The sequence below is a fragment of the Mesorhizobium sangaii genome (genome assembly GCF_014207355.1).
GTDB lineage: Bacteria > Pseudomonadota > Alphaproteobacteria > Rhizobiales > Rhizobiaceae > Mesorhizobium > Mesorhizobium sangaii.
The window spans coordinates 520,563-545,628 of sequence record NZ_JACHEF010000002.1 but is presented as its reverse complement, the minus strand read 5'-3'; the positions used below and the strand labels follow the sequence as shown (position 1 = coordinate 545,628).

Annotated in this window: 22 protein-coding genes; 12 read left to right on the top strand and 10 right to left on the bottom strand. The window is 64.5% G+C overall.

Translation table 11 applies throughout. The features are described from left to right. The first annotated feature begins 261 nt into the window (after positions 1-261). From mnmG to HNQ71_RS11710, 4 genes are all read left to right on the top strand, one after another. Positions 262-2,142, top strand: coding sequence for a tRNA uridine-5-carboxymethylaminomethyl(34) synthesis enzyme MnmG (gene mnmG, locus HNQ71_RS11725; RefSeq protein WP_184872734.1), 1,881 nt, complete (start codon positions 262-264; stop codon positions 2,140-2,142). Continuing rightward, positions 2,139-2,771: a 16S rRNA (guanine(527)-N(7))-methyltransferase RsmG gene (gene rsmG / locus HNQ71_RS11720; protein ID WP_184872733.1), complete on the top strand. Its 633-nt coding sequence runs from the start codon at positions 2,139-2,141 to the stop codon at positions 2,769-2,771. Before mnmG ends, rsmG begins: the two co-directional genes overlap by 4 nt. Before the next feature lie 42 nt (positions 2,772-2,813). Further along, positions 2,814-3,614, top strand: a complete 801-nt coding sequence (locus HNQ71_RS11715; RefSeq protein WP_184873318.1) for a ParA family protein — start codon at positions 2,814-2,816, stop codon at positions 3,612-3,614. Between the two features lie 67 nt (positions 3,615-3,681). After that, positions 3,682-4,569 carry a ParB/RepB/Spo0J family partition protein gene (locus HNQ71_RS11710; RefSeq protein WP_184872732.1) on the top strand — a complete coding sequence of 296 codons (888 nt, stop codon included), beginning with the start codon at positions 3,682-3,684 and terminating at the stop codon, positions 4,567-4,569. A gap of 314 nt (positions 4,570-4,883) precedes the next feature. On the opposite strand, the gene holA is transcribed toward HNQ71_RS11710, so the two are convergent. Next, a complete protein-coding gene (holA, locus tag HNQ71_RS11705; protein ID WP_184872731.1) occupies positions 4,884-5,927 on the bottom strand; it encodes a DNA polymerase III subunit delta in 1,044 nt (347 codons plus the stop codon). A gap of 389 nt (positions 5,928-6,316) precedes the next feature. On the opposite strand from holA, the gene HNQ71_RS11700 reads away from it, so the two are divergent. From HNQ71_RS11700 to lpdA, 4 genes are all read left to right on the top strand, one after another. Beyond that, a complete protein-coding gene (locus tag HNQ71_RS11700) occupies positions 6,317-7,549 on the top strand; it encodes a 3-methyl-2-oxobutanoate dehydrogenase (2-methylpropanoyl-transferring) subunit alpha (RefSeq protein ID WP_184872730.1) in 1,233 nt (410 codons plus the stop codon). A gap of 2 nt (positions 7,550-7,551) precedes the next feature. Then, entirely contained in the window at positions 7,552-8,565 is a 1,014-nt protein-coding gene (locus HNQ71_RS11695) for an alpha-ketoacid dehydrogenase subunit beta (protein ID WP_184872729.1), read from the top strand. 1 nt (position 8,566) lies between these two features. Further along, positions 8,567-9,889 carry a dihydrolipoamide acetyltransferase family protein gene (locus HNQ71_RS11690; protein ID WP_184872728.1) on the top strand — a complete coding sequence of 441 codons (1,323 nt, stop codon included), beginning with the start codon at positions 8,567-8,569 and terminating at the stop codon, positions 9,887-9,889. 338 nt (positions 9,890-10,227) lie between these two features. Beyond that, entirely contained in the window at positions 10,228-11,619 is a 1,392-nt protein-coding gene (gene lpdA, locus HNQ71_RS11685; protein WP_184872727.1) for a dihydrolipoyl dehydrogenase, read from the top strand. Positions 11,620-11,852: 233 nt separating this feature from the next. On the opposite strand, the gene HNQ71_RS11680 is transcribed toward lpdA, so the two are convergent. Beyond that, positions 11,853-12,956: a saccharopine dehydrogenase family protein gene (locus tag HNQ71_RS11680; RefSeq protein WP_184872726.1), complete on the bottom strand. Its 1,104-nt coding sequence runs from the start codon at positions 12,954-12,956 to the stop codon at positions 11,853-11,855. Positions 12,957-13,137: 181 nt separating this feature from the next. Here HNQ71_RS11680 and HNQ71_RS11675 point away from each other — a divergent pair, with 181 nt between their 5' ends. Then, entirely contained in the window at positions 13,138-13,566 is a 429-nt protein-coding gene (locus tag HNQ71_RS11675) for an Lrp/AsnC family transcriptional regulator (RefSeq protein ID WP_095084380.1), read from the top strand. Between the two features lie 46 nt (positions 13,567-13,612). On the opposite strand, the gene HNQ71_RS11670 is transcribed toward HNQ71_RS11675, so the two are convergent. The 4 genes from HNQ71_RS11670 to HNQ71_RS11655 form a co-directional block, all read right to left on the bottom strand. Further along, entirely contained in the window at positions 13,613-14,983 is a 1,371-nt protein-coding gene (locus HNQ71_RS11670; RefSeq protein ID WP_184872725.1) for a sensor histidine kinase, read from the bottom strand. After that, positions 14,980-15,657 (bottom strand): winged helix-turn-helix domain-containing protein, encoded by a 678-nt coding sequence (locus HNQ71_RS11665; protein ID WP_184872724.1) that lies wholly within the window; start codon positions 15,655-15,657, stop codon positions 14,980-14,982. Before HNQ71_RS11665 ends, HNQ71_RS11670 begins: the two co-directional genes overlap by 4 nt. Positions 15,658-16,024: 367 nt before the next feature. After that, positions 16,025-16,816, bottom strand: a complete 792-nt coding sequence (locus HNQ71_RS11660) for a COG4705 family protein (protein WP_184872723.1) — start codon at positions 16,814-16,816, stop codon at positions 16,025-16,027. Between the two features lie 33 nt (positions 16,817-16,849). After that, positions 16,850-17,107, bottom strand: a complete 258-nt coding sequence (locus HNQ71_RS11655) for a hypothetical protein (protein ID WP_184872722.1) — start codon at positions 17,105-17,107, stop codon at positions 16,850-16,852. Positions 17,108-17,378: 271 nt separating this feature from the next. On the opposite strand from HNQ71_RS11655, the gene HNQ71_RS11650 reads away from it, so the two are divergent. After that, the gene (locus HNQ71_RS11650) at positions 17,379-18,014 is read left to right on the top strand and encodes a methyltransferase family protein (RefSeq protein ID WP_184872721.1); all 636 of its coding nucleotides are present in this window, start codon (positions 17,379-17,381) and stop codon (positions 18,012-18,014) included. A 28-nt stretch (positions 18,015-18,042) separates the two neighbouring features. Here HNQ71_RS11650 and HNQ71_RS11645 read toward each other — a convergent pair whose 3' ends face one another. Further along, complete coding sequence (locus HNQ71_RS11645) at positions 18,043-18,528, bottom strand: hypothetical protein (RefSeq protein WP_184872720.1); 486 nt, start codon at positions 18,526-18,528, stop codon at positions 18,043-18,045. 185 nt (positions 18,529-18,713) lie between these two features. Between HNQ71_RS11645 and HNQ71_RS11640 the strand changes: the two genes are divergently transcribed. Together HNQ71_RS11640 and HNQ71_RS11635 are read left to right on the top strand one after the other, a co-directional pair. Then, positions 18,714-19,115 (top strand): RidA family protein, encoded by a 402-nt coding sequence (locus tag HNQ71_RS11640; RefSeq protein WP_184872719.1) that lies wholly within the window; start codon positions 18,714-18,716, stop codon positions 19,113-19,115. A gap of 49 nt (positions 19,116-19,164) precedes the next feature. Further along, positions 19,165-20,400 carry an amidohydrolase/deacetylase family metallohydrolase gene (locus HNQ71_RS11635; protein WP_184872718.1) on the top strand — a complete coding sequence of 412 codons (1,236 nt, stop codon included), beginning with the start codon at positions 19,165-19,167 and terminating at the stop codon, positions 20,398-20,400. Positions 20,401-20,699: 299 nt separating this feature from the next. On the opposite strand, the gene HNQ71_RS11630 is transcribed toward HNQ71_RS11635, so the two are convergent. From HNQ71_RS11630 to HNQ71_RS11620, 3 genes are all read right to left on the bottom strand, one after another. Beyond that, complete coding sequence (locus HNQ71_RS11630; RefSeq protein WP_184872717.1) at positions 20,700-22,505, bottom strand: NAD(P)/FAD-dependent oxidoreductase; 1,806 nt, start codon at positions 22,503-22,505, stop codon at positions 20,700-20,702. Between the two features lie 120 nt (positions 22,506-22,625). Next, complete coding sequence (locus HNQ71_RS11625) at positions 22,626-23,870, bottom strand: M24 family metallopeptidase (RefSeq protein WP_184872716.1); 1,245 nt, start codon at positions 23,868-23,870, stop codon at positions 22,626-22,628. A gap of 453 nt (positions 23,871-24,323) precedes the next feature. Continuing rightward, positions 24,324-24,857 (bottom strand): invasion associated locus B family protein, encoded by a 534-nt coding sequence (locus tag HNQ71_RS11620; RefSeq protein ID WP_246461469.1) that lies wholly within the window; start codon positions 24,855-24,857, stop codon positions 24,324-24,326. Positions 24,858-25,066: the final 209 nt, after the last annotated feature.

Here is a 25,066-nt window from a genome sequence, read left to right as displayed (position 1 = left end):
GCTGTTCCTGCGACGTTGGCGATTGGCGAAACATCGACGACAGCGCCCTCTCCCCGTCCCTATACGGGGAGAGGATGCCGGCAGGCAGGTGAGGGGCGGCGCCATCCCTTGCTTTGCTGTTCGGCGCGCGGATTCACGTGAAACATGCGAAGACTCGCCACAGGGTTGTTTCACGTGAAACGAGTCGCGGAGTTTTCTTGACAGCATCGCCTTGCGGGGACATGTGTCGCTCGATCTTCTTTGAGTCCAGGACATTTGGAAATGACCGATCACTATGATGTGGTTGTGGTGGGCGGCGGCCATGCGGGTTGCGAGGCGGCGAGTGCGGCTGCGCGCGCCGGGGCCAGTACCGCGCTGGTGACGCTGCGCTTCGACACGATCGGCGTGATGTCGTGCAATCCGGCCATCGGCGGGCTCGGCAAGGGCCATCTGGTCCGCGAAATCGATGCCATGGATGGGTTGATGGGCCGGGTGGCGGATGCCGCCGGCATCCAGTTCCGCCTGCTCAACCGCCGCAAGGGGCCGGCGGTGCGTGGGCCGCGCACGCAGGCCGACAGAAAGCTCTATCGCCTTGCCATGCAGGAAGCGATTCGGCTCCAGAACGATCTCGATGCGATCGAGGGCGAGGTTCTCGACTTCGAGATCGTCGATGGACGAATCGTGGCTGTTCTGCTGGCCAACGGCCAGCGGCTCGCCTGTGGTGCCGTCGTTCTGACGACCGGGACCTTTCTGCGCGGCCTCATCCATATCGGCGACAAGAAGATCGTCGCCGGGCGCATGAACGAGCAGGCGAGCGTCGGCCTTTCGGCGACGATGAGCCGCGTCGGCTTCAAGCTTGGCCGCCTGAAGACCGGCACGCCGCCTCGGCTGGACGGGAAGACCATCGATTGGGCGTCGCTGGAGAGCCAGGCGGCGGATGAGGATCCGGTGCCGTTCTCGTTGATGACCGATCGCATCGAAACACCGCAGATAGAGTGCGGCATCACGCGCACGACGGCGGCCACGCACGACCTGATCCGCGCCAATCTTGGCCGGTCCGCCATGTATTCCGGTTCAATCGAAGGTGTCGGGCCGCGCTATTGCCCGTCGATCGAGGACAAGATCGTCAAGTTCGGCGATCGGGACGGCCACCAGATTTTTCTCGAGCCGGAAGGGCTCGACGACGACACCGTCTATCCCAACGGCATTTCGACCTCGCTGCCGCAGGATGTGCAACTCGACATCCTCAAGACCATCCCCGGCCTTGAGCGCGCTGTCATGCTGCAGCCGGGCTATGCCATCGAGTATGATCATGTCGATCCTCGCGAGCTGACCACGGGCCTGGAGACCAGGCGCGTCAGCGGTCTCTTTCTCGCCGGTCAGATCAATGGCACCACCGGTTATGAGGAAGCGGCCGGGCAAGGCCTGCTTGCCGGTCTCAATGCGGCGCGCCGCGCAGCCGGCAGCGAGCAGATCGTGCTCAGCCGCACCGAGGCCTATATCGGCGTCATGGTCGACGATCTGACCAGCCGCGGCATCAGTGAGCCCTACCGGATGTTCACCTCGCGGGCCGAGTTCCGGCTGTCGCTGCGCGCCGACAATGCCGATGAGCGGCTGACGCCCCTCGCCGCCAAGTTGGGGATCGCCTCGGCGCAGCGGATGCAGCGCTACGGCAATATGATGCAGCAGCTCGACGAAGCGCGTCGGCTGGCGGTGGCTCTCACCATGACTCCGAACGAGGCAGCGCGGCATGGGCTCGAGATCAATCGGGACGGCGTGCGCCGCTCCGGCTATGAACTGCTGGCCTATCCCGCTGTCGACGTCGCTTGGCTGGCCGGCGTCGAGCCGAAATTTGCGGCGATTGACGCCAAGACGGCGGAGCGTCTTGAAACGGAAGCGAAATATTCGGTCTATCTGGATCGTCAGAAGAGCGATGTGGCGCAGATCCGGCATGAAGAGAGCCGGCTGATCCCCGAGACGGTCGATTTCGCCGGCGTGCCTGGGCTGTCCAACGAGCTGAAGCAGAAGATGCAGGCGCGACGGCCGCGCTCCATCGCCGATGCACAGCGCATGGAAGGCATGACGCCGGCGGCGCTGGCGATCATCGTCGCGCATGTCCGCCATGAAGAGAGTGCGCAGAGGCCCGAGAGGGACGTTGCGTGAACTCTGTCTCCTGGAAGAGCCTGCAGGACGCGGCCGGTCCGGTTTCACGTGAAACATTCGACCGCCTGGTGACGTTCGAGCAGATGTTCCAGAAATGGAACCGCAGCATCAACCTAGTTGCGCAGTCGACGGCCGGCGATGTCTGGCAGCGTCACATCCTGGACAGCGCGCAGCTTGGGCGAATCGAGCCGACGGCGAATCACTGGGTCGATATCGGTTCGGGCGGCGGATTCCCGGGCCTTGTCATGGCCTTCCTGCTTGCCGAGCGCAACGGGGCGAGCATCGATCTGGTTGAAAGCAATCGCAAAAAGGCGTCGTTCCTGCAGACCGTCATCGGCCAGTTCGGCCTGCCGGCGCGGGTGGTGGCGCGCCGAATCGAAGACAGCCATGCGCTGGTCCCGGCGCCGCAGATCGTCACGGCGCGTGCCTTGGCCTCGCTTTCGACCTTGCTGGACCTGTCGGCGCCTTGGCTGACGTCGGGCGCACGCGGGTTGTTCCACAAAGGCCGGGATTACCGTGCCGAAGTGCAAGAAAGCGTTCACCGATGGGCCTTCGATCTGGTAGAACATCCGAGCACGACCGACCCGCATGGCGTCATCCTCGAATTGTCGAATCTTCGACCTGTCTGATTTGCTCCAGGCGACCCAAAAATGAATTTCTGGCATAGATCCATGATGAAGAATGGTCCTCGAATCATCACCGTAGCCAACCAGAAGGGCGGCGTCGGCAAGACGACCACCGCCATCAATCTGGCAACTGCGCTCGCGGCAATCGGGGAAAAGGTGCTGATCGTCGATCTCGATCCGCAGGGAAATGCGAGCACCGGCCTCGGTATCGACCGCAAGGACCGGACGGTCTCGTCCTATGACGTGCTGACGGGCGAACTGGATCTGGAAGCCGCGGCGATCCCGACGGCGGTGCCTGGCCTGTCGATCGTGCCGTCGACGCTCGACCTGCTCGGCATCGAGATGGAAATCGCCTCGGCGCCGGACCGGGTGCTGCGGCTGCGCAACGCCTTGCGTGCCTCGGCCGAACGTTCGGCCGGTTTCGGCTATGTGCTGATCGACTGCCCGCCATCGCTCAATCTCTTGACGCTGAACTCGATGGCCGCGGCCGATTCGGTGCTGGTGCCGCTGCAGTGCGAATTCTTCGCGCTCGAAGGCCTCAGCCAATTGCTGGAGACCGTCGAGCAGGTGCGCCGTTCGATCAATCCGGATCTCACCATCCAGGGCATCGTGCTGACCATGTATGACGGCCGGAACAATCTCGCCAACCAGGTGGTGCAGGATGTGCGGGCGCATATGGGCGACAAGGTCTACGAGACCATCATCCCGCGCAATGTGCGGGTGTCCGAGGCACCGTCCTACGGCAAGCCGGCGATCTTGTACGATCTGAAATGCTCGGGCAGCCAGGCCTATTTGCAGCTCGCGTCGGAAGTGATCCGCCGCGAGCGCAAATTGCGCGCCGCTTGATTAGCTGCGATGAATATTTAAGAGCCGATTCGATACCGAAACGATCTGGATGCTAACTGGAAGTATTATGAGCGAAGACCTTTCGAGAAAGAGACTGGGGCGTGGGCTGGCAGCGCTGATCGGCGAGATCGATCGTCCGGTGGCACCGGAAAAGCCCGGGATGAGCGCCGACGGCAAGGTGCCTATCGAATTCCTGACCCCAAATCCGAAAAATCCGCGCCGGCATTTCGGCGAGGCCGAGCTGACCGACCTCGCTCAGTCGATCCGCGAACACGGCGTCGTGCAGCCGGTGGTGGCGCGGCCTTCGCCGACGCTGGGTGGCCGCTACGAGATCATCGCCGGAGAGCGGCGTTGGAGAGCGGCGCAGCGCGCCGGGCTGACCGAGATCCCGGTCATCATCCGCGAGGTCAACGACCGCACCGCGCTCGAGCTGGCGATTATCGAGAATGTCCAGCGCACCGACCTCAATGCGGTCGAGGAAGCGCTCGGCTATCAGCAATTGATCGACGATCACGGCTACACCCAGGCCGACCTCGGCCAGGTGATCGGCAAGAGCCGCAGCCATGTCGCCAACACGCTGCGGCTGTTGAAGCTGCCGGATGTGATCCGCGACATGCTGGTCGACGGCGCGCTGTCGGCGGGCCATGCCCGCACGCTGGTGACGGCGGAGGATCCGGCCGGCCTTGCCAAGCGCATTGTCGAAGAAGGACTTTCGGTGCGCCAGGCCGAGGCGCTGGCGCAGATGCCGGCCGGCAGCGCGACAAAGGAAGCCAAGCCGGCGGCAAGCCCGGAACAGAAGGACGCCGATACGCTGGCACTGGAAAAGCTGTTGACCGACACGACCGGGATGATCGTGTCGATCGACCACAAGAGCAAAGGCGGCACGCTTCGTGTCGCATATCGGTCGCTGGAGCAGCTCGACGAGCTGTGCCGCAGGCTGAAGCAGGAGCGGTAGTTAGCCGACGAATATTCTGATGGAGGCTGGTCTACCAAGGGCGGACTCAACTCGAATCCGCTTGTCATTCCAAATGCTTGGTACGCCGGCGCCGCCCCTCACCTGCCTGCCGGCATCCTCTCCCCGTAAACGGAGCGAGGGACGCTGTTATCAGCGGTTTCGCCAATCGCCAGCGTAGCGGGAAAAGCGCCAACGTTGCGGCCAGCCTCTTTCTCCCCGTTCTACGGGGAGAAATGCCCGGCAGGGCAATGAGGGGCGGCACTGATATTGATAGTTGGCCCCGTACAAAGTTACGGAACCATCCGCCGGAACAACTACCTCTGCGCCAGTCGGCTGCTTTCCACGACAATGCCAAGCAGCGCCTGGCGCGCCAGAGCGACGGACAGATCCGGGCGCCGCCGCGTCTGCAGCACGGCGGTCTGCAGCCGGGTCAGCGCGCGGCCAAGAGCCTCGCTGCTCCAGCGCTCCAGCGCTTTCTCCACCAGCTTGCGCCGCGAGAAAAAAACCGGCGGGCGGGCGGCGGCAACGACCGAGGCGGCGTTGCGGCCGGCAGAATCCATCTGGCCGCGCATGGCCTGGATCGCCTGCAACTGCCGCATCGCCGAGGACAGAACCAGGAAGGGCTGGCCACCGGACTGGCAGTGGCGGGTGAAGGCGGTGTCGAAATCGCCGACCTTGCCTTCGAGAAGCGCGTCGACGGCGTCATCGAAAGAGGCGCCGGAGACGTCGCCCGACATCGCCCTGATGTCTTCGAGGCCGATCTCCTTCTGGCCATGGGCGTAGAGGATGAGCTTTTCGATCTCGCCGCGCGAGGCCAGCCGGTCGCCGCCGAGATTGCGGCGCAGCGCCTGTCTTGCCTCCAGCGTCATCGACATGCCGGCCTTGCGCAATTCGTCGTCGATGACGGCATCGATGTCGCGGGCCTCGTCGGCATAGCAGGGCAGCGCCATGGCGTTGTCCGCCGCCTCGACCACGGCCCGCAGCCCGACGCCTTTCTTGAGATCACCGGCCTCGATCAGGATGATGGCGTCGCGGGGCGGCTCGGCAGTCAGCGCCTTGACGTCGTCGGCCAGCGCCTTCTGGCCGCTGGCGTTGCGCACCCACAAGAGGCGCCGGTCGGAAAACATCGGCACGGTGCGCGCCTCGTCGAGCAGCCGGCCCTCGTCGCGGTCAACCTCCGAACCGTCAAGCCGGACCACCGAGAACGGATCGTCGAGCGGCAGGCCGGTCTTCTCGGCAAAGGCCTTGGCGCGCTCGGCGACGAGCCCGCGATCGGGGCCATAAAGCAGGACGATCGAGATGCGCTGGTCCGGACGGGCCAGCCAGGAATCGACCTCGAAAGCTTTCTTCTGTGCCATGGACGGTGGTTAGCATGATGCTGGGACGGCATCCAGCTTGGGTTCCTCTCCCCCCAATCGACGGGGGAGAGGAAAGGCGCGAGTTCGCCAACCTTGGCGCCCTTCCTCCCCTCCGGGGCGTAAGTGAGGGAGAGGAACCCAACCATTGCCAACCAAACCTTATCTGGCGAAAAACCTCGCGCGATCTTGCTCCTAATTGCGCGCCGCCGCCCAACATCGACAAGAAATTTCGCCGACATATCTTCATCTTGTGCCGAGGAGGCCGGTGCGGCCGGGACCGAGGGCCGAAAGGCTTGCCCCACCGAATTCGCACTGGTCTGGCGGCGCAGATATGCAAATATCCTTGGCCAGGGAACATTGGGGCCAGGCAACGTTGGAGGACAAAGGTCATGGCCGATGCTGGGATGTTGCGTTTTCACGTTCCGGAACCGGAAGTGCGGCCGGGCGGAACGCCTGACTTTTCCAATGTGCCCATCCCGAAGGCCGGCTCGGTGCCGCGCCCCGACATCGATGTCGATCCGCGCACGATCCGCGATTACGCCTTCTCGATCATCCGGGTGCTGAACCGCAATGGCGAAGCCGTCGGCCCCTGGGCCGGCCTGCTTTCCAGCGACGAGTTGTTGGCCGGCCTGCGGCACATGATGACGCTGCGGACTTTCGATGCGCGCATGCAGATGGCGCAACGCCAGGGCAAGACCTCGTTCTACATGCAGCATCTGGGTGAGGAGGCGGTGGCTTGCGCCTTCCGCAAGGCGCTGGCGCCCGGCGACATGAATTTTCCGACCTATCGGCAGGCCGGCCTGCTCATCGCCGACGGCTATCCGATGGTCACCATGATGAACCAGATCTATTCCAACGAAGCCGACCCGCTCAAGGGCCGGCAATTGCCGATCATGTATTCGTCGAAGGAGCACGGTTTCTTCTCGATCTCCGGCAATCTGGCGACGCAGTATATCCAGGCGGTCGGCTGGGCGATGGCCTCGGCCATCTCGAACGATTCGAAGATTGCCGCCGCCTGGATCGGCGACGGTTCGACGGCCGAGTCCGACTTCCATTCGGCGCTGGTGTTCGCCTCCACCTACAAGGCGCCGGTGGTGCTCAATGTCGTCAACAACCAGTGGGCGATCTCGACCTTCCAGGGCATCGCCCGCGGTGGCTCGGGCACTTTTGCCGCCCGTGGCCTCGGCTTCGGCATTCCGTCGCTGCGCGTCGACGGCAACGACTATCTCGCCGTCCACGCGGTGGCCAAATGGGCGGCCGAGCGCGCGCGCAGCAATCTCGGGCCGACGCTGGTCGAATATGTCACCTACCGCGCCGGCGCGCATTCGAGCTCGGATGACCCCTCGGCCTACCGGCCCAAGACCGAATCCGATGCCTGGCCGCTCGGCGACCCGATCGTGCGGCTGAAGAACCATCTCATCCAGCTCGGCATCTGGTCGGACGAACGGCATGCGCAGGCCGAGGCCGAAATCCTCGACACGGTGATCGCGGCGCAGAAAGAGGCCGAGAGCCACGGCACGCTGCATGCCGGCGGCAAGCCGTCGACGCGCGACATGTTCGAGGGGCTCTATGCCGAGATGCCGCCGCACCTGCGGCGCCAGCGCCAGCAGGCGGGAGTCTGACCATGCCAAGACGGACCATGATCGAGGCCATCCGCGATGCGATGGACGTGTCGATGGGGCGCGACGACAAAGTCGTCGTGTTCGGCGAGGATGTCGGCTTCTTCGGCGGCGTCTTCCGCTGCACGCAAGGTCTGCAGGCCAAATACGGCAAGAGCCGCTGCTTCGATGCACCGATCAACGAATCCGGCATTGTCGGCTCAGCCATCGGCATGGCCGCCTACGGGCTGAAGCCGTGCGTGGAAATTCAGTTTGCCGACTACATGTATCCGGCCTACGACCAGCTGACCCAGGAAGCGGCACGGCTGCGCTATCGCTCGAACGGCGATTTCACCTGCCCCATCGTGGTGCGGATGCCGACCGGCGGCGGCATCTTCGGCGGCCAGACGCACAGCCAGAGCCCGGAGGCGCTGTTCACCCACGTGTCGGGGCTGAAGACCGTGGTGCCGTCCAACCCGCATGACGCCAAGGGGCTGCTGATCGCGGCGATCGAGGATCCCGATCCGGTGATCTTCCTCGAACCGAAGCGGCTCTACAACGGCCCGTTCGACGGCCACCACGACCGGCCGGTGACGCCATGGTCGAAGCATGCGCTTGGCGAAGTCGCCGACGGCCACTACACGGTGCCACTCGGCAAGGCGGCGATCCGCCGGCCGGGCTCGGCGGTCACGGTGCTGGCCTACGGCACCATGGTCTATGTGGCGCAGGCCGCCGTCGAAGAAACCGGCATCGATGCCGAGATCATCGATCTCCGGACGCTTCTGCCGCTCGACCTCGACGCCATCGTCGCTTCGGTCAAGAAGACCGGGCGCTGCGTCATCGTGCATGAGGCGACGCTGACTTCCGGATTCGGCGCCGAGCTGTCGGCGCTGGTGCAGGAAAACTGCTTCTACCATCTGGAGGCGCCGGTGGCACGGGTCGCCGGCTGGGACACGCCTTATCCGCATGCTCAGGAGTGGGACTACTTCCCCGGTCCGGCGCGCGTCGGCCGGGCGCTGCTGGAAACCATGGGAGCTTAAGATGGGCGAACACATCATCAAGTTGCCCGATGTCGGCGAAGGCGTCGCCGAGGCAGAGCTCGTCGAATGGCACGTCAAGATCGGCGACATCGTGCGCGAGGACACCGTGCTTGCCGCGGTGATGACCGACAAGGCGACGGTCGAGATTCCGTCGCCGGTCGATGGCGAAATCCTTTGGCTGGGCGCCGAGATCGGCGACACGGTGGCGATCGGCTCGCCGATCGTGCGGTTGAAGGTGGCGGGCGAGGGCAATGTGAAGCCGCAAGGCGGCGACGTGGAGCCGGTGGCAGCCGAGCCGCCGGCGAAGCTGCCGACCCCGAAGCCCGAAACTCTCGCGCCAGCCGCGAAGGCGCCGCCAAAGGCAGGCGGGACAGACGTGAAACCTGCACCCGCCGTCTCGAAAAGCCCGCGGCAGCCGTCCGTCTCCGGCGCGCCGCGTCCCGAGGGCGAAAAGCCGCTGGCGTCGCCCGCGGTCCGCCTGCGGGCAAAAGAGGCCGGCATCGATCTCAGGCAAGTTGCCGGAAGCGGCCCGGCCGGCCGCATCGGCCACGAGGACATCGAAGCCTTCCTGGCGCGCGGACCCCAGGTTGCGAAAACATCAGGCCTCGCCCGCAACGATACCGTCGAGGACATCAAGGTGGTGGGGCTGCGGCGCAAGATCGCCGAGAAGATGACGCTGTCCAAATCGCGCATCCCGCACATCACCTATGTCGAGGAGATCGACGTCACCGCGCTGGAGGAATTGCGCGCAGCGCTCAACAAGGAAAAGCGCGCGGGCAAGGCGGAACGGCCGAAGCTGACGCTGCTGCCGTTCCTGATGCGGGCGATGGTCAAGGCGATAGCAGACCAGCCGAATCTCAATTCGCTGTTCGACGACGAGGCCGGCATCATCCACCAGCATGGTGGCATCCACATTGGCATTGCCGCGCAGACGCCGTCGGGGCTGGTCGTGCCGGTGGTCAAGCATGCCGAGGCACGCGATATCTGGGAGTGCGGCGCCGAGGTGATCAGGCTTGCCGAGGCGGCCAAGTCCGGCACTGCGACACGCGACGAGCTGTCCGGCTCGACCATCACCATCACCTCGCTCGGTGCCATGGGCGGCGTGGCGACGACGCCTGTCATCAACCATCCGGAAGTGGCGATCATCGGTGTCAACAAGATGATGGTGCGGCCGGTGTGGGACGGTACCCAGTTCATGCCGCGCAAGATGATGAACCTGTCCTCCAGCTTCGACCACCGCGTCATCGACGGCTGGGACGCCGCCGTCTTCATCCAGCGCATCAAGACCCTGCTGGAAACGCCGGCGCTGATTTTTGTGGATTGAGGGTGAAACAATGCCTTCTCAGCGTTTTGCTCTACCTGCCTCGTCAGACCGACCCCTGTTGGGTGAGCCACATGTCTCGTTCGAAAAGGTAGACTTGCCGCGTTGCGCTGCCCCTCATTGCCCTGCCGGGCATTTCTCCCCGTATAGGGACGGGGAGAAAGACGCTGTTATCGGGGGTTTCGCCAATCGCCGGCATTGCAACGAAGGCGCCGAGGTCGCGGCGGTCTCCCTTCTCCCCGTCACTATACGGGGAGAAGGTGCCGGCAGGCGGATGAGGGGCAGCGCGACGCCGGATGGACAGTGCGACTGCCAGTTCTCACTGGAAGGATGCAGCTGACATGAAAGAAATCTCCTGCAAGCTGCTCGTCATTGGCGCCGGTCCTGGCGGCTATGTCTGCGCCATCCGTGCCGGCCAGCTCGGTGTCGATACGGTGATCGTCGAGGCCGGCAAGCCGGGCGGCACTTGCCTGAATGTCGGCTGTATCCCTTCCAAGGCGCTGATCCATGCGGCGGAGGAGTTCGAGAAGGTGTCGCACATGGTGGGCGGCAACAGCCCGCTCGGCATCTCGGTCACCGCTCCCGTGCTCGACCTAGCCAGGACCGTCGCCTGGAAGGACGGTATCGTCAGCCGGCTCAACAGCGGCGTCGCCGGCCTACTCAAGAAGGCCGGGGTGAAGACCGTGCAGGGATGGGCGACGTTTCGTGACGGCAAGACGGTCGCGGTCGAGACCGAGACCGGCGTGCAGGTGATCCGCGCCGAGACGATCGTGATCGCCACCGGGTCGGCGCCGGTCGAGTTGCCGTCCCTGCCGTTCGGCGACGCGGTGATTTCGTCGACCGAGGCGCTGGCGTTGAGCGAAGTGCCGAAGAAGCTCGCCGTCGTCGGTGGCGGGTATATCGGCCTCGAACTCGGCATCGCCTTCGCCAAGATGGGCGCTGAGGTGACCGTGGTCGAGGCGTTGCCGCGCGTGCTGGCGCAGTATGACGCGGAGCTGACGCGGCCGGTGGTCAAGCGGCTCGCCGCACTCGGCATCGAGGTGATGCTCGGCGCCAAGGCCAAGGGGGCCAAGGGCGGCGCGCTGCTGGTCGAGACCTCGGACGGCAAGAATGCCAAGGTCGCCGCCGACAAAATCCTGGTGACGGTCGGCCGCAAGCCGGTGACCGAAGGCTGGGGGCTCGACCAGATCGACCTCGACATGGCAGGAAAGTTCATCCGCATCGACGACCAGTGCCGCACCTCGATGCGCGGCATTTTCGCCATCGGCGACGTCACCGGCGAGCCGATGCTGGCGCACCGGGCGATGGCGCAAGGCGAGATGGTCGCCGAGATCGCTGCCGGCCACAAGCGCAGCTGGGACAAGCGCTCAATTCCGGCCGTCTGCTTCACCGATCCCGAGCTGGTGACGGCCGGCCTGTCGCCGGAGGAGGCCAAGGCCCATGGCGGCGAGATCAAGATCGGCATGTTCCCGTTTGCCGCCAACGGCCGGGCGATGACGAAGCTCGGCGAAGACGGCTTCGTCCGCGTCGTCGCCCGCGCCGACAATCATCTGGTGCTGGGCATCCAGGCGGTCGGTCAGGGTGCGTCGGAACTGGCGGGTGCCTTTGGCCTGGCGCTGGAAATGGGCGCGCGGCTGGAGGATATCGCCGGCACCATCCACGCCCATCCGACGCAAGGCGAAGGCTTCCAGGAAGCGGCGCTCAAGGCGCTGGGGCACGCGCTGCATATTTGAGGGTGAGCAGCCGGTTCGCGAAGCGAATTCATCGTGCCAGTGGCACGATGAAAGGCCGGCGAACGCCGGGACGCTGCGAAGCAGCGGGGACCCGGCGGGCGGTTGGCCATTCATTCCCCGGCCCTTCGCAGGCTCAGGGCGTTCGAAGCTCGAAAAGCCAAGCAATTGGCTTTTCGTTCGCTGCGCGAACCGCATCTCACCCCACAAGGGGAGAAGGGAAGAGGCGCGAAACGTCAGCTCGCGAGCCGGCTCACCATTTCGTGTTGCGCGTAGGCGCGGCCGAAGCGGTTGGCGAGGAAGGCGTCGAGCGCGATGTCTTCCTGCTTGACGAAGCCGGTTGCGGGCAGGCTGCCGTCGGCCAGCATATCGAGCACGGCGCAGATGCCGGAGGCGGTGGTGATCTGGATGGCGCTGCGCACGACGTCGCCGACGCGCTTGGAATAGATCTTGTTGGCGTAGGTTTCCTGCAGCAGGCGGCCGTTCTTGCGGCCCGAGACAGTGACAAAGACGATGACCACGTCCTGCAGTGTCGCCGGCAAGGCGCTTTCAAAAATGTCCTTCAGCACGTCGCGGCGGTGGCGCAGGCCAAGGTCGTTGAGCAGCGCCTTCATGATCGCGGCATGGCCGGGATAGCGGATGGTGCGGTAGTTCAGCGTGCGCACCTTGCCCTTCAGCGTCTCGGCCAGCGTGCCCAGCCCGCCCGAGGTGTTGAACGCCTCGTAGGTGACGCCGTCGAGCGAGAATTCCTCGCGCTCCTCCAGCGGCGGCACTTCGATCAGTTCGCCCTCGACGATCGCCTCGCAGGGCTCGCAATATTCGTTGATGACGCCGTCGGTGCTCCAGGTCAAATTGTAGTTCAGCGCGTTGGACGGATATTGCGGCAGCGCGCCAACGCGCATGCGCACGCTTTCCAGCGTGTCAAAGCGGCTGGCGAGATCGTTGGCCACGATCGAGATGAAGCCCGGCGCCAGCCCGCATTGCGGGATGAAGGCGCTCTTGCCCGAAAGGGCCAGCTGCTTGACCCGCCTGGTGCTGACGACATCCTCGGTGAGGTCGAGATAGTGCACGCCGGCGTTTGCCGCCGCCTCGGCGATGCGCGTGGTCAGGTGGAAGGGCGCGGCGCTGAGCACCGCGAACTTGCCGGCCAAAGCCGCTTCGAGCGCGCCCGATGCCTCGATGTCGAGTTCCAATGTGGCAACCGTGGCCGGCAGTTCGGCGGCGGCGAGCTGGGCTGCCGAGCGGTCGACGAGGGTGACGTGGTAGTCACCGGTGGCGGCGAGCATTTCGGCAATGGTCGAGCCGATCTTGCCGGCGCCGACAACAACAATATTCTTCATGAAACGTCCCTCACCCAAAAGCTGAACCTGAGCACATTGTTTTGTGCATGTCGTTTGTCCCAAAACCGCTGCGCACCTTTGGGAGGCATGCGTCAGGATCGCAGCTTGCCCGTCGAAAGGAAGCGTGGGATTGTTCGAAACGAAACTCTAATTGTGCATTCTGCCGAAGGGAATCGTCGAAATGCTCAGTGAAGCCGAACAGGCCCTGCTCTCCCTGCTGCGCGACAATGCGCGTGCCTCGACCGCCGAACTGGCGCGCAAGCTCGGTGTCTCGCGCACGACCGTGCAGAGCCGGATCGAACGGCTGGAGCAGCGCGGCATCATCACCGGCTATGGCGTCCGGCTGGCGCCGGACTACGAACAAGGGCTGGTGCGGGCGCATGTGCTGCTCACCGTGACGCCCAAGCTCGCCGACAAGGTGGTGCGCGGCCTGCAGGCGCTGGCGCCGGTCAGGACGCTGCATTCGGTCAGCGGCAATTTCGACATGATCGTCATCGTTGATGCGCCGTCGATCCGGGACCTCGATATGCTGCTCGACCAGATCGGCGCCATGGACGGGGTCGAGCGGACCTTGTCGTCGATCATCCTGTCGACGCGCATCGACCGCTGAGCTGACTCGGTGTAGCCGGCCTCTCAGGACCAAGCTGGATCGTCGGCTAACCAAATGCCAGTGGAAAGCTTATCACCACGGCGAGCCCCGGCCGGCAATCGTCAAGGGCGATCGACGCGCCGTGCAGGTCTGCGATGGCCCGGACAAGGCTGAGGCCGAGGCCGCTGCCCGGTGTCGACCGGCTGTGGTCAAGCCGGTAGAGCCGCTGGAACACCCGTTCGCGCTCGTCCGGGGGAATGCCGGGTCCATTGTCGGCGACGCTGGCGACAACACGCTCGCCCTTGCGCGTCACCCTCAGCTTGATGGTCGTGCCGGGCGGGCAATGGCGCAGCGCATTCTCCACCAGGTTGGCGAACATCTGCGTCAACAGCTCGCGATCGCCATGGATACGGTCCGCGGCTTCGTTCAGTTTGGTCCACGACAGCACCTTGCCGTCGTCCTCGGCCACGTCGGTGTAGATCTCGGCGATGGTTTGCAGGATTTCGCCGAGAGCGACGTCGGTAAAGCGCGCCCTGCGGGCGCCGGCCTCGATCTGGGCGATGCGCAGCAGCGCATCGAAGGTCTCGTTGATCTGATGGCCTTCGGCGCGCGCCTCGGCCAGATCGTCGGAGACCTCCCGGCCCCGCGCGGCTCGGTCGGCGGCGCCTTCCAGGATCATCTGCAGGCGGTTGAGCGGCGTCTTCAGATCGTGGGCAATGTCGGCGCTGACCTGTTTCATGCCTTCGACCAACGCCGACAGGCGATCGAGCGCCGCATTGACCTGGCGGGAGACGATGTCGATGTCGTCGTCCTTGCCGGTCAGCGGGATGCGGGCATCCAGCCGTCCATGCGAGACATCCACCATGGTGGCGGCGATCCCGTCGAGCCGGCGCTGGACGCGCGAGGCGAGCAGCGCGCCGCCGGCGACCGCCAGCCCGGTGATGATCAGCGTCGCCCAGCCGAAGCTCATCAGCATGATCGTTTCCAGTTCCTCCGTCTCGGACAGGCTGAAGGCGACCGTCAGATTGTTGCCGCCTATCGAGCCGGAATAGGCACGGTATTCGGCGTCCGGCGGCACGCCCGGCATTTCGGTGTCGAACATCGAGAAGCCATCGGGAAGTCCTGCCGCCGTGAAATTGCCGGCCAAGCGAATCCCGGCCGCGTCGGTCAGCGAAAACAGCTGTTCCTTCTTCGGGCTGCGCATGGAGTGGCTTTGGATCGTCTCGACAAGCTCCTTGAGATCCTTGTCGGCATAGGTCGCCGCGATGACCGCGTAGGTTTCCTTGATGGTGTCGTCGAGCTGCTCGGCAAGATCGGCGCTCATCATCTGGTAGACGATGGCGCCCGACAGCACGAAGGCGAGCATGAACAGGAAGGCGAAGGTCAGGGCGAGCCGGAACGGCGTGCTGCGCAGCAGGCGGGTCCATGTTCCGGTCATGGCGCTGCGTGCAGACTGTAGCCGGTGTTGCGGACGGTGTGGATAAGCTGGGTTTCGAAGGGCTTGTCGATCTTGGCCCGCAGCCGGCTGATATGGGTTTCGACGACGCTGGTCTTGGGGTCGAAATGAAAATCCCAGACGCGCTCCAGAAGCATGGTGCGGGTAATCACGCGGCCTTCGCCGCGCATCAGCACCTCCAGCAGGCTGAACTCCCTTGGCTGCAGGTCGATCGACTGGCCCAGGCGCGTGACGCGGCGCATGATCAGGTCCATTTCGAGGTCGGCAACCCGCAAGACGGTCTTCTGCTCCTGCGCGGCCGGCCGGCGGCCAAGCGCGTTGATGCGGGCGAGAAGCTCGGAAAAGGCAAAGGGCTTGACCAGATAGTCGTCACCGCCGGCCTCGAGCCCCTCGACGCGGTCGTCGACGCCGCCCACGGAGGTGAGAAAGATCGCCGGCGTGCGCACGCCTGCGGCGCGCACCGCCTTGATCATCGACAGGCCGTCGAGATCCGGGATCATGCGATCGGCTATGATCACGTCATAGCTGCCGCTGGTCGCTGCGAAGAGCGCGTCATGCCCGTTGCGCAGCAGGTCGCAGACATGGCCGGCCTCGGTCAAACCCCGGACGATGTAGTCGGCCGTCCTGTGGTCGTCCTCGACAAGCAGAAGTCGCATGGCTGTTCCAAGTTTTGTGGCCGATGTCTGTGAGAGGCTAGCACCGCCATAGGCCCGTTCCTAGGACGGCACGAGGCTGCAGGAAGCGCTTTCCTCATGAACGTTCGAGTCTGGCTGAGGCCTCCCGACTTCGTCATCCTTGGGCGAAGCAGGAGCGAAGCTCCGTCGCGGAGACCCTGGGATCCATGCCGCGATATTGGCCGAAGATTGCGGCTGAGTAGAATCCTGCACCGTGATGACGCGTTCGAGTCACGGCATGGATCCTCGGGTCTGCGCTGCGTCGCTGCGCTCCTTGCTCCGCCCGTGGATGACGAAGCGATGGGCGTTCCGGCTGATCGCCCAGGCATGCGACCCGACAAGACTTCGCCTAGTCCGATTCCAGCAGGATTTCATCGGCCTCGTCGGCTGTTTTCTTCAGGGTCATGTAGAGAACGAGACCAATGATGCAGCCAAGGAAGATCAGGCTAGTGAAAATGGTGCCGAAGCCCAGGCCGCCATATTCGGCCGGCTGCGACAAGAGATCGCCGAAGGAGGCGCCAAGCGGCCGTGTCAGGATATAGGCGAGCCAGAAGGCCAGGATGCCGTCGAGATGAAGCAGGTACCAGGCAAGCGCGATGAGGGCGATGACGCCGCCGAACAGCAGGCCTGATGTCAGGTAGCCCATGTCGTAGCTCTCCGCGACGAGGTCGCCGGCGGCAGTGCCGAGCGAGAAGGTGAACAGGATCGCCAGCCAATAGAAGATCTCGCGCCTGGTGGTGACGATGGTGTGGATCGACAGTGTTCTTTCGCTGGCGTACCAGACCGCGAATGTCGCTGCGAGCGCCACCGAGAAGGCGATCGTCGTCGTCTGCAGGCGTACGCCGAAATTGTCGACGAGGTTGTCGGTGATCAGCGTGCCGACAATGCTGATCAGCACCACCGCCAGCCAGTAGGCCCAGGGCACGTAGCGCTTCTGCGCGAACTGCAGGACAAGAGCGACGATCAGGATGCCGGTCATGACCAGCGAGGTGACGGTCAGCCCGAGGCCGAGGTTGACGGCGAGATAGTCGGCTGCCGTTTCACCCATGGTCACCGCCATCAGCTTGATCAGCCAGAAATCGACAGTGACCTCAGGGACCCTGTTGTGGCTCGGCGCGGCGGGTTTAGTGGGAGAAAGCATGGCGGACGTCCCTGCGGCTGGTGGTTCGCGGCATTATTTGCCCATGACCTTCATGGCCTGGGCGAAGAACTCGTCGGCGCGCTTGTCGTCGTCTGCGTTGCAGCGCTCGATGCCCTTGGTCTCCAGTTCCGAGACCCTCGCCTTGTCCGAGGCGCTGAGCGTGGCCGCCGCCTCCGCCGCACGAAGGGTCTTCAGCGTACCCTCGCAAGGCGCGGTGGCAGCAAACACGGAGGAAGCCGGACAGGACACGGCAAGGGTGCCCAGTGCGATGGCTAGCGCAAATCGTCCCATGAGATGTTTCCCTGTCTGATGCCGGTTGCGGCGATTGTCTCCGGCCCGTCGTGGCGGATCCGGCATCGACACAGTAGGGAAGCGAGTTCACGCTCGCCTGTCCGGCGGCTTACAAATTCGTAAGAATGGGCTGGGGCCGCGCGAAAAGCCTTTACGAACGCCTCGCGGTGCGCTGATAGAAGGGCGGGCGCCTTGCATCCGCCATCAATGGGGTGACCCGGTGTCCCCCCGGATTGCCGAACGCGTGCTTGCCAGCGCTCCAGGAAACACGATGACCTACGCTACCCTAAAACCGGTTTCACGGGCCTTCAACCAACGCAAGCGGCTGATCTTCGTGCGGGTGGCGGCGGTGTTGGCGGTGCTGCTTCTGCTTGTCACGAAACCGGCGCTCAGCGAGGGCTCGAACGGGCACGAGACGCTCGAACTGTTCGGCTTCTGCCTGGTGCTGGTCTGCGTCATCGGACGGCTGTGGAGCATCCTCTATGTCGGCGGCAAGAAGAACGAGGAACTGGTCTCGACGGGACCGTTTTCGATGACCCAGAACCCGCTCTACTTCTTCTCGACGGTCGGCGCGGTCGGCGTCGGATTGCTCTATGGCTCTCTGCTGGCGGCCGTCGCCCTTGGCCTTGCCAGCTTTTTCATCTTCCGCGTCACGGCGCGCAAGGAAGCCGGATTTCTGCTCGGCAAGTTCGGACCGGCCTACCTTGCCTATGTCAAGAACACGCCGCGGTTCTGGCCAAATCCGCTTCTGTATTACGACCATGACCAGATGCAGTTCTCGACGCAGGCGCTGAAGCGCACATTCTATGACGGGCTCTATTTCCTCGCCATCTTCCCAGCCATCGAACTGGTCGAGCATTTCCGGGCGACCGGTCTGCTGTTCCCGGCCTTCGTCACGCTCTACTGAGCGACGGCTGGTCTCTCGCGATCATGCTCTAGCCGCCAAGCGGATACGGCATGTAGCCGACGAAGCCGGCGATCTTCCAGCTGCCTGCGACCTTGGTGCAGAAATACAGCGTCTGCCATTTCAGCCTGTCGACGCTGCCGTCCGCCTTGGCGACCGAACCATCGAATTTCTTGTGCAGCACGGCGCGGTCGCCGTCGACATCGATGTCGCGCATGTTGGTGACGCGAAACAGCGCCTCGCGCAGCGGCTCGGCGAATTTCGTCGCCGCGGTCTCCTTGGCCTGGCGCAGCCACTCGTCGCGATAGACCTCCAGCCGCGGGAACTGCAGCCGCCAGGCGTCGGCATTGCTAAGGAAATGCGCATGCATTCCGAAGAAGCTCGAGGCCACGAAATCATCCTCGACCATCGACCAGTCCTGGCCGATGAAGGCGTCGATGTCGCGCTGCACCAGCATTTCCCAGAGCGCGTGGCGATCGGCGTCGCCGGCCGGAAACGGGTTCTTGTCGTAGGTCATTTTTCACTGTCTCCGGTCTCACGAATGCGTCTATCGTCACCACTTCAAAGCAACGTGGCGGCGCGCACGATGCAAGCGCTTCTGTAATAAAGCAACATGGACTCCGTGAAAATGTTGCTTTCCAACAAGGCCCCTATGAGGATCGCCTTGATCGCGATAAATGTCGATCGAAGCGAGCGCTCCCCATGGCGCTCCGTCACGCCATCAGAGGAGGCCGTCCCTTGCCGAAGCAGACTTTTGGAACGTCGCATGTGCCGCTGTCGCCGGCCGTGCGCGCCGGCGATTTCGTCTATGTCTCGGGCCAGGTTCCCGTCGGCAGCGACGGCATCGTGGTCAAGGGCGGCATAACGGAACAGACCGAACAGGTGCTCGCCAATGTGAAGGCAGCACTTGCGCTGGCCGGCTGCACCCTGGACGATGTCGTCAAGACCACGGTCTGGCTTGAGGATGCGCGCGATTTCGGCGCCTTCAATGCGGTCTATGCAAGGCACTTCCCGAAGAACCCGCCGGCCCGCACCACGGTCGAGTCGCGGCTGATGATCGACATCAAGATCGAAGTCGAGGCGGTCGCCTACCGGCCGGCCTGAGGAGATTGTCGTCCCTGAGGCGGCGAGCAACGAAACGGAGGTTACCTCAATGCAATTCGACCTCCTGCTGAAGGGCGGACGGCTAATCGACCCGGCCACCGGGCTCGATGCGCCGCGCGATGTCGCCATCGCCAATGGCCGCATTGCCGCGGTCGATGCTGATATCCCGGCCGACCGCGCCGCGCAGGTTGTCGACGCTACCGGATGCATCGTCACGCCGGGTCTCGTCGACCTGCACAGCCACGTCTATTGGGGCGGTACCTCGCTCGGCGTCGATGCCGACCGGCTGGCCGCCAAAAGCGGCACCACCACCTTCATCGATGCCGGCAGTGCGGGCGCGGGCAATTTCCTCGGCTTCCGCCGCCATGTCATGGAGCGCTCGAAGGTGCGCATCCTGGCCTATGTCAACATTTCCTTTGCCGGCATCTTCGGCTTCTCGCAGACGGTGTCGGTCGGCGAGTGCAGCGATCTCAGGCTCTGCGAGCCGCGCGAGGTCGTGGCTGCGGCACGCGAACACCGCGACGTCGTGGTCGGCGTCAAAGTTCGCTCCGGGCGCCATGCCGGCGGCATCAGCGGCATCGCCCCTGTCGACCTGGCGCTGGAGGCCGCCGACCAGGCCGGCCTGCCGCTGATGGCGCATATCGACGAGCCGCCGCCAGGCCGCTCGGAAGTGCTGCCGCGCCTGCGCAAGGGCGACATCCTCACCCACTGCTTCCGGCCGTTCCCCAACGCGCCGGTTTTCGCCTCCGGCGCGGTGCGGCCGGACATGCGGCTGGCGCGCGAGCGCGGCGTCATCTTCGACCTCGGCCATGGCATGGGCTCGTTCGATTTCGCGGTGGCGCGGGCCATGCTCGAGGAAGGGCTGGCGCCCGACGTGATCAGCAGCGACGTGCATCTCTACTGCGTCGACGGGCCGGCCTTCGATATCCTGGTCTGCATGTCGAAGCTTTTGGCGCTCGGCATGCCCCTGGTCGAGGTTCTGCGCGCCGCGACGCAAGCCCCGGCGCGGGCGATTGCCAGGCCTGACCTCGGCACACTGGCGGTCGGCACCGTCGGCGACGTCGCCGTGCTGCGGCAGCGCCCAGGCCGCTTCACCTTCGTCGATGCGGTCGGCGCCTCGCTGGTCGCCGACCAGCGGCTGGTCTGCGAAGGCATCGCCATCGGCGGCACCTGGTGGCCGAACGAGGCGATCAACGATGCCAGCGAGACCGAGCGTTTCGAGGCGCATGCCGCGCATACGCATGTCGAGGTGGCGGCAAGGCACTTCGGACACCGGGATGAGTGAGAGTGCCTAATTATGGTTGAGGCGATGCTTGGAAGTGCTGATCAGTGGCGCACGGCGCGGCTTTGCGTTTTTTCTTTGAGCGTCGGCGCCGCCCCTCACCTGCCTGCCGGCATCCTCTCCCCGTAAACGGGGCGAGGGACGCTTTCATGGGTGATTTCGCCAATCGCCAGCGTTGCAAGAGGGGCGCCCGCGCTGTGGCCAGCTTTTTCTCCCCGTTCACGGGGAGAAATGCCCGGCAGGGCAATGAGGGGCGACGCCGACGTCGGCAAGTGGCCGTCTACGGTGCGAGTTGAGAGTCGTCATCTGTCGGAGGCGATTCCCTTACTATTGCTGAACGCCCCATAAACCGGCGTCTCAAGCCCCTCCATGCGTGCCTTTATCTGCAGCGCCACGTATTTCGAATAGAAGCGCGACAGCGCCAGATTGCCGCCATGGAACCACAGCGCTTGCTGCGCGGTCGGCTTCCACATGTTGCGCAACTCGCCTTGCCACGGTCCGGGATCGCCCTTCACGCCCGAACCAAGCCCCCAGCACGGGCCGACCTTGTCGGCGACCTCGCGCGAGACGATCGCGGCCACCGTCTCGTTCATCGACTGAAAGCCGGTGCAAGCGATGATCGCGTCGGCGGCAAGCTCGCTGCCGTCCTCGAAAAGGATGCCGGTCGGCGTCAGCGATTTGATGGCGACGCCGCTGCGCACGCCGATCTCGCCGTCGATGATCAGGTCGGAACCACCGACATCGATGTAGTAGCCGGAGCCGGTGCGGTAGGCCTTCATCAGCAGGCCGGTCTCGTCGTCGCCGAAATCGATGGCGAAGCCGGCGGCGCGCAGGCGGTCGTAGAAGGCTGCGTCGCGCGCCTTGATCACCTCGTAGAGCGCCTGCTGGCCCTTCGGCACCAGCGCGAAGGGCGTCGAGGCGACGATCATGTCGGCCTTCTCGGTGGTGATGCCGCGCGCCAGCGCGTTCTCCGAAAAGATCTCAAAGCCGACTTCCATCAGCGTGTCCGACTTGACCACGGTGGTCGGCGAGCGCTGGATCATGGTGACCTCCGCACCGCTCTCCCAGAGGTCGACGCTGACATCATGCCCCGAGCTTGCCGCGCCGATGACGGCGACCTTCCTGCCGCGGAATTTCTCGCCGCTGGAATACTGGCTGGAGTGCAGCAACTCGCCCTTGAATTGATCGGCGCCGGCCAGATCGATCCGCCGCGGCGGGCCATAGGCGCCGGTGGCGAAGACAATATGCTTCGGCTTCAGTGTGATGTGGCGGCCGACGCGGTCGACGACGACCGTCCAGACCTTTTCGACCTCGTCATAGGATGCGCTGAGACACTTCGTGGCGACCCAGTAGTTGAGCTCCATGACGCGCGTGTACATTTCCAGCCAGTCGCCCATCTTGTCCTTGGGCGTGAACACCGGCCAGTTTTCCGGGAACGGAATGTAGGGCAGATGATCGTACCAGACCGGGTCGTGCAGCACGAGCGTGCGGTAGCGGTTGCGCCAGGAATCACCGGGCCGCGCGTTCTTCTCGATGACGATTGTGGGCACGCCGAGTTGGCGCAGCCGCGCGCCCAGCATGATGCCGCCCTGGCCGCCGCCGATGACAAGGCAATAGGGCTGTTCGCCGGCGCCGAGGTCGCGCGTCTCGCGGGCCCGCGCCTCCGTCCAGGTCTCGCGGCCGGGGTCGGCCTTGTGGCGCACGCCCAGCGGCCGCGCTGGTCCCTTGCGCTCCTCGAACCCCTTGAGGTCGGTCATCGCGGTGAACAGCGTCCGGCAGCGGCCATCGTGCAGCCGCATGACGCCTTCGCCACGCGCCGATGCGGTCTCGAAGCTGAACCAGGCCTCGACAGTGCCCTCGTCCGAGGTCGCCTCGCCGGTCAGCTGCCATGCGGCCGGCTTCGTCGCCGCCAGCGTCGACGCGAGCATGTCGGCGATCGCCCCGCGGCCTTCCATGGTCGTGATGTTCCAGGTGAAGGTCAGGAGATCGCGCCAATAGCAGTCGTCGACGAACAGGTTGCTTACCGCCGCCACGTCGCCCGCTTCGAGCGCCTTGGCAAAGGAGCCGAGCCATGCGGCCGCCTGTTTCGATGGTGCCATGTCGAGCATTTCTTCCTCTTGCCGCAAAGGCGCCGAACACGGCGCGAAAACTCAATTATCGACCTTGGCGCATCTCGCTGTGGAGCGCTACTCCTGCAGCGTACAACCACCAGGACCAAACCGCCCTCGCTAACCAATCGTCTCCAGCCGTCTTGGCAAGCGGTTCATGGCAACCGGCCCATCCGGCGTGACCAGGAACTGGTCCTCGAGATTGAAGCTGGCGAGGCCGTCGATGTAGAGCGGGATTTCGAAGGCCAGCACCATGCCGGCTTCGATCACGACCTCGCTGTCGGCGGAAATGAACGGCCATTGTTCGGAAAAGACCGACTGGCCGACGCCATGGCCGAAATGGCCGCGGCGGTAGGAGCGCAGCCCTTGCCGCGCCAGGCTGTCGCTGGCGACGCGATGCACATGGCCGAGCGAGGCTCCCGGAACAAGGGCCGCCAGCCCATCCTCGAAGGCCCGCTCGGCGATGGCATGCAGCTCGTCCTGTTCAGCGGATGGCGGCCCGAAAATGAAGTTGCGCGACATGTCGGAGGCGTAGCCGCCGACGGTGCAGACCATGTCGCACTTCAGCGGATCACCGGGCGCTGCCTTGGCATCGGCGCCTTTGGCCCGGGCGCCAAGCGTTACATATTCGGCAGTGGCGACCGGATGCGACAGGCCGGCCGCGGCAGTGGCGACGCCCTCCCGGTAGAGCGCGACGAGATCGGCCTGGCGCATGCCGGCCATGGCATCCACCTGCAACCGGTCCAGCCCGGCTTCCGACAGGATGATGCCTTGCTGGAGCAGCTCGATCTCGCGTTGCGACTTCACCGCCCGCAACCGATCGAGCACCGCCGAACCGTCGACCATCGAACAACCCGTGAGCATCGCCTGCAGGACCGAAAAATCGGCCACGGCAATGAAATCGAGGTCGACGCCGAGCGCCGCTCGGTCAAGCCCGAAGCCGGTCAGGATCTGCTTCAGCTCGCGGGCGGAATTGGCCAGGTTGAATGTCGCCGGCCGGGAAAAATCGGCCGACCGGCCAGACGATGCGAGACCGGCCTCGATGCGTTGCGCCATCGCATGGCCGGAGGTCGAGGGGTCAAGCGTGGTGGTTTCGATCCAGATCGGGTGGCTGCGGACCACGGCGTCCGGCAATGCGGCCTGCAACTGTGCCGCGTTGAAGTCCCCCACCACCACGCCGATCGGCAGGTCTTGCCGGGCCGGGATGACGACGAAGGCGGCGCCGGTTCGCCGGAACAGTCCCGCCGGGCCGATCCAGGCACCGGTCGCATAGTGGAATGCCTCGGGCGCGCAGAGCACCAGCGCCTGAAGGCCTGCAGGTTCCATCAGCTGCGTCGCACGCAGGCGGTCGACAAAGCCCGTCATGAATTTTCTCCGGATGTTTGAAGCGGCAACGGAGCATTCCGGGTACGGACAATCAAGTGGCGATGCGGGGTGCGCATCCGGCGGACTGACAGGGAGCGCGCCGGTCGGCGACTCTCTGACTGCCGCCAGGGCGTCGCTTCAGATTTGGGTTTGCCCCACCCTTTTTCGGACGTTGGCGCTGCCCCTCACCTGCCTGCCGGCATCCTCTCCCCGTACAGGGACGGGGAGAGGGGCGCTGTCATCGATGGTTTCGCGAATTGTCAGTGCTGCAGAAAAGGCGCCATCGTTGCGGCCAGCCACTTCTCCCCGTCACTATACGGGGAGAAGTGCCCGGCAGGGCGATGAGGGGCAGCGCCGACTCGAGAAATTGATGGTCCCCGCCACAAGTTGGAGCTGTCTTAGGTCTGAAGCGATTGCTCTGTGACGGCCGCGAGGAAAAGCAGGCCGAGCCCGCTACTTGATCGATTCCAGCTTGGCGACGGCGGCCGTGAAGCCGGCCAGCGATACCGGGATGGTGACCGGCTTGCGGGTGACCGATTCCATGCCGATGTTCAGATTGGTTCCCGACTTCATGGTCTTGATGAGGTCCGCTGACAGCGGGGTGGCGGCATAGGCGCCGTTCTGGTCGCTGGTCTGGATGGCTAGGGTCGTCTTCTGGCCCTGGTCGATCTGGAACGAGGCGCCGGACGGCAGGAACAGGCCATGCGGCAGCGCGAGCAGCATGGCCAGGCCGCCATTGGCGTTGTCTCGGCGCACGGTCACGGTCAGCACGCGCTGTCCGGACTTGGCTTCGGTCAGGTTCTGCGACACCTGGCACTGAAGCTCGGCGGTTGCCGAGCCGCTCGAGCAGTTCACCGCCCACGGATTGGCATCGGCAGGTTTTGCATTGGAATCAGCAGGTTTGGGCTGGGCCGGCTTGGCGTCTTCGGCAAGGGCCGGTCCTGCCGCCGACAAGACCAGCCACAGGGCGGCTGAACTTGCGATCATTAGATTAGCGCGAGCTAAACTTAATGACATTTTCTTTAGGCCCCGCATTCTTTCTTTCCCTGTCAGGTATTCTCGTCGGTGGGGCTTGATACAACACTCGGGACTGTTTCGGAAGTCGGGCCGGAGACAAGAAAGCCGGCAAAAATACTGTGACCTTTGGGACACACGACAGAAATTTGGAGGAAAGCCCTAGAAATCGAAGGATTCGC

Bases quoted from the DNA above. Each gene is read 5' to 3' on its own strand.
- mnmG (WP_184872734.1), top strand. From the start codon at position 262: ATGACCGATCACTATGATGTGGTTGTGGTGGGCGGCGGCCATGCGGGT.
- HNQ71_RS11715 (WP_184873318.1), top strand. From the start codon at position 2,814: ATGATGAAGAATGGTCCTCGAATCATCACCGTAGCCAACCAGAAGGGC.
- HNQ71_RS11710 (WP_184872732.1), top strand. From the start codon at position 3,682: ATGAGCGAAGACCTTTCGAGAAAGAGACTGGGGCGTGGGCTGGCAGCG.
- holA (WP_184872731.1), bottom strand. From the start codon at position 5,927: ATGGCACAGAAGAAAGCTTTCGAGGTCGATTCCTGGCTGGCCCGTCCG.
- HNQ71_RS11700 (WP_184872730.1), top strand. From the start codon at position 6,317: ATGGCCGATGCTGGGATGTTGCGTTTTCACGTTCCGGAACCGGAAGTG.
- HNQ71_RS11695 (WP_184872729.1), top strand. From the start codon at position 7,552: ATGCCAAGACGGACCATGATCGAGGCCATCCGCGATGCGATGGACGTG.
- HNQ71_RS11690 (WP_184872728.1), top strand. From the start codon at position 8,567: ATGGGCGAACACATCATCAAGTTGCCCGATGTCGGCGAAGGCGTCGCC.
- lpdA (WP_184872727.1), top strand. From the start codon at position 10,228: ATGAAAGAAATCTCCTGCAAGCTGCTCGTCATTGGCGCCGGTCCTGGC.
- HNQ71_RS11680 (WP_184872726.1), bottom strand. From the start codon at position 12,956: ATGAAGAATATTGTTGTTGTCGGCGCCGGCAAGATCGGCTCGACCATT.
- HNQ71_RS11675 (WP_095084380.1), top strand. From the start codon at position 13,138: ATGCTCAGTGAAGCCGAACAGGCCCTGCTCTCCCTGCTGCGCGACAAT.
- HNQ71_RS11670 (WP_184872725.1), bottom strand. From the start codon at position 14,983: ATGACCGGAACATGGACCCGCCTGCTGCGCAGCACGCCGTTCCGGCTC.
- HNQ71_RS11665 (WP_184872724.1), bottom strand. From the start codon at position 15,657: ATGCGACTTCTGCTTGTCGAGGACGACCACAGGACGGCCGACTACATC.
- HNQ71_RS11660 (WP_184872723.1), bottom strand. From the start codon at position 16,816: ATGCTTTCTCCCACTAAACCCGCCGCGCCGAGCCACAACAGGGTCCCT.
- HNQ71_RS11655 (WP_184872722.1), bottom strand. From the start codon at position 17,107: ATGGGACGATTTGCGCTAGCCATCGCACTGGGCACCCTTGCCGTGTCC.
- HNQ71_RS11650 (WP_184872721.1), top strand. From the start codon at position 17,379: ATGACCTACGCTACCCTAAAACCGGTTTCACGGGCCTTCAACCAACGC.
- HNQ71_RS11645 (WP_184872720.1), bottom strand. From the start codon at position 18,528: ATGACCTACGACAAGAACCCGTTTCCGGCCGGCGACGCCGATCGCCAC.
- HNQ71_RS11640 (WP_184872719.1), top strand. From the start codon at position 18,714: ATGGCGCTCCGTCACGCCATCAGAGGAGGCCGTCCCTTGCCGAAGCAG.
- HNQ71_RS11635 (WP_184872718.1), top strand. From the start codon at position 19,165: ATGCAATTCGACCTCCTGCTGAAGGGCGGACGGCTAATCGACCCGGCC.
- HNQ71_RS11630 (WP_184872717.1), bottom strand. From the start codon at position 22,505: ATGCTCGACATGGCACCATCGAAACAGGCGGCCGCATGGCTCGGCTCC.
- HNQ71_RS11625 (WP_184872716.1), bottom strand. From the start codon at position 23,870: ATGACGGGCTTTGTCGACCGCCTGCGTGCGACGCAGCTGATGGAACCT.
- HNQ71_RS11620 (WP_246461469.1), bottom strand. From the start codon at position 24,857: ATGATCGCAAGTTCAGCCGCCCTGTGGCTGGTCTTGTCGGCGGCAGGA.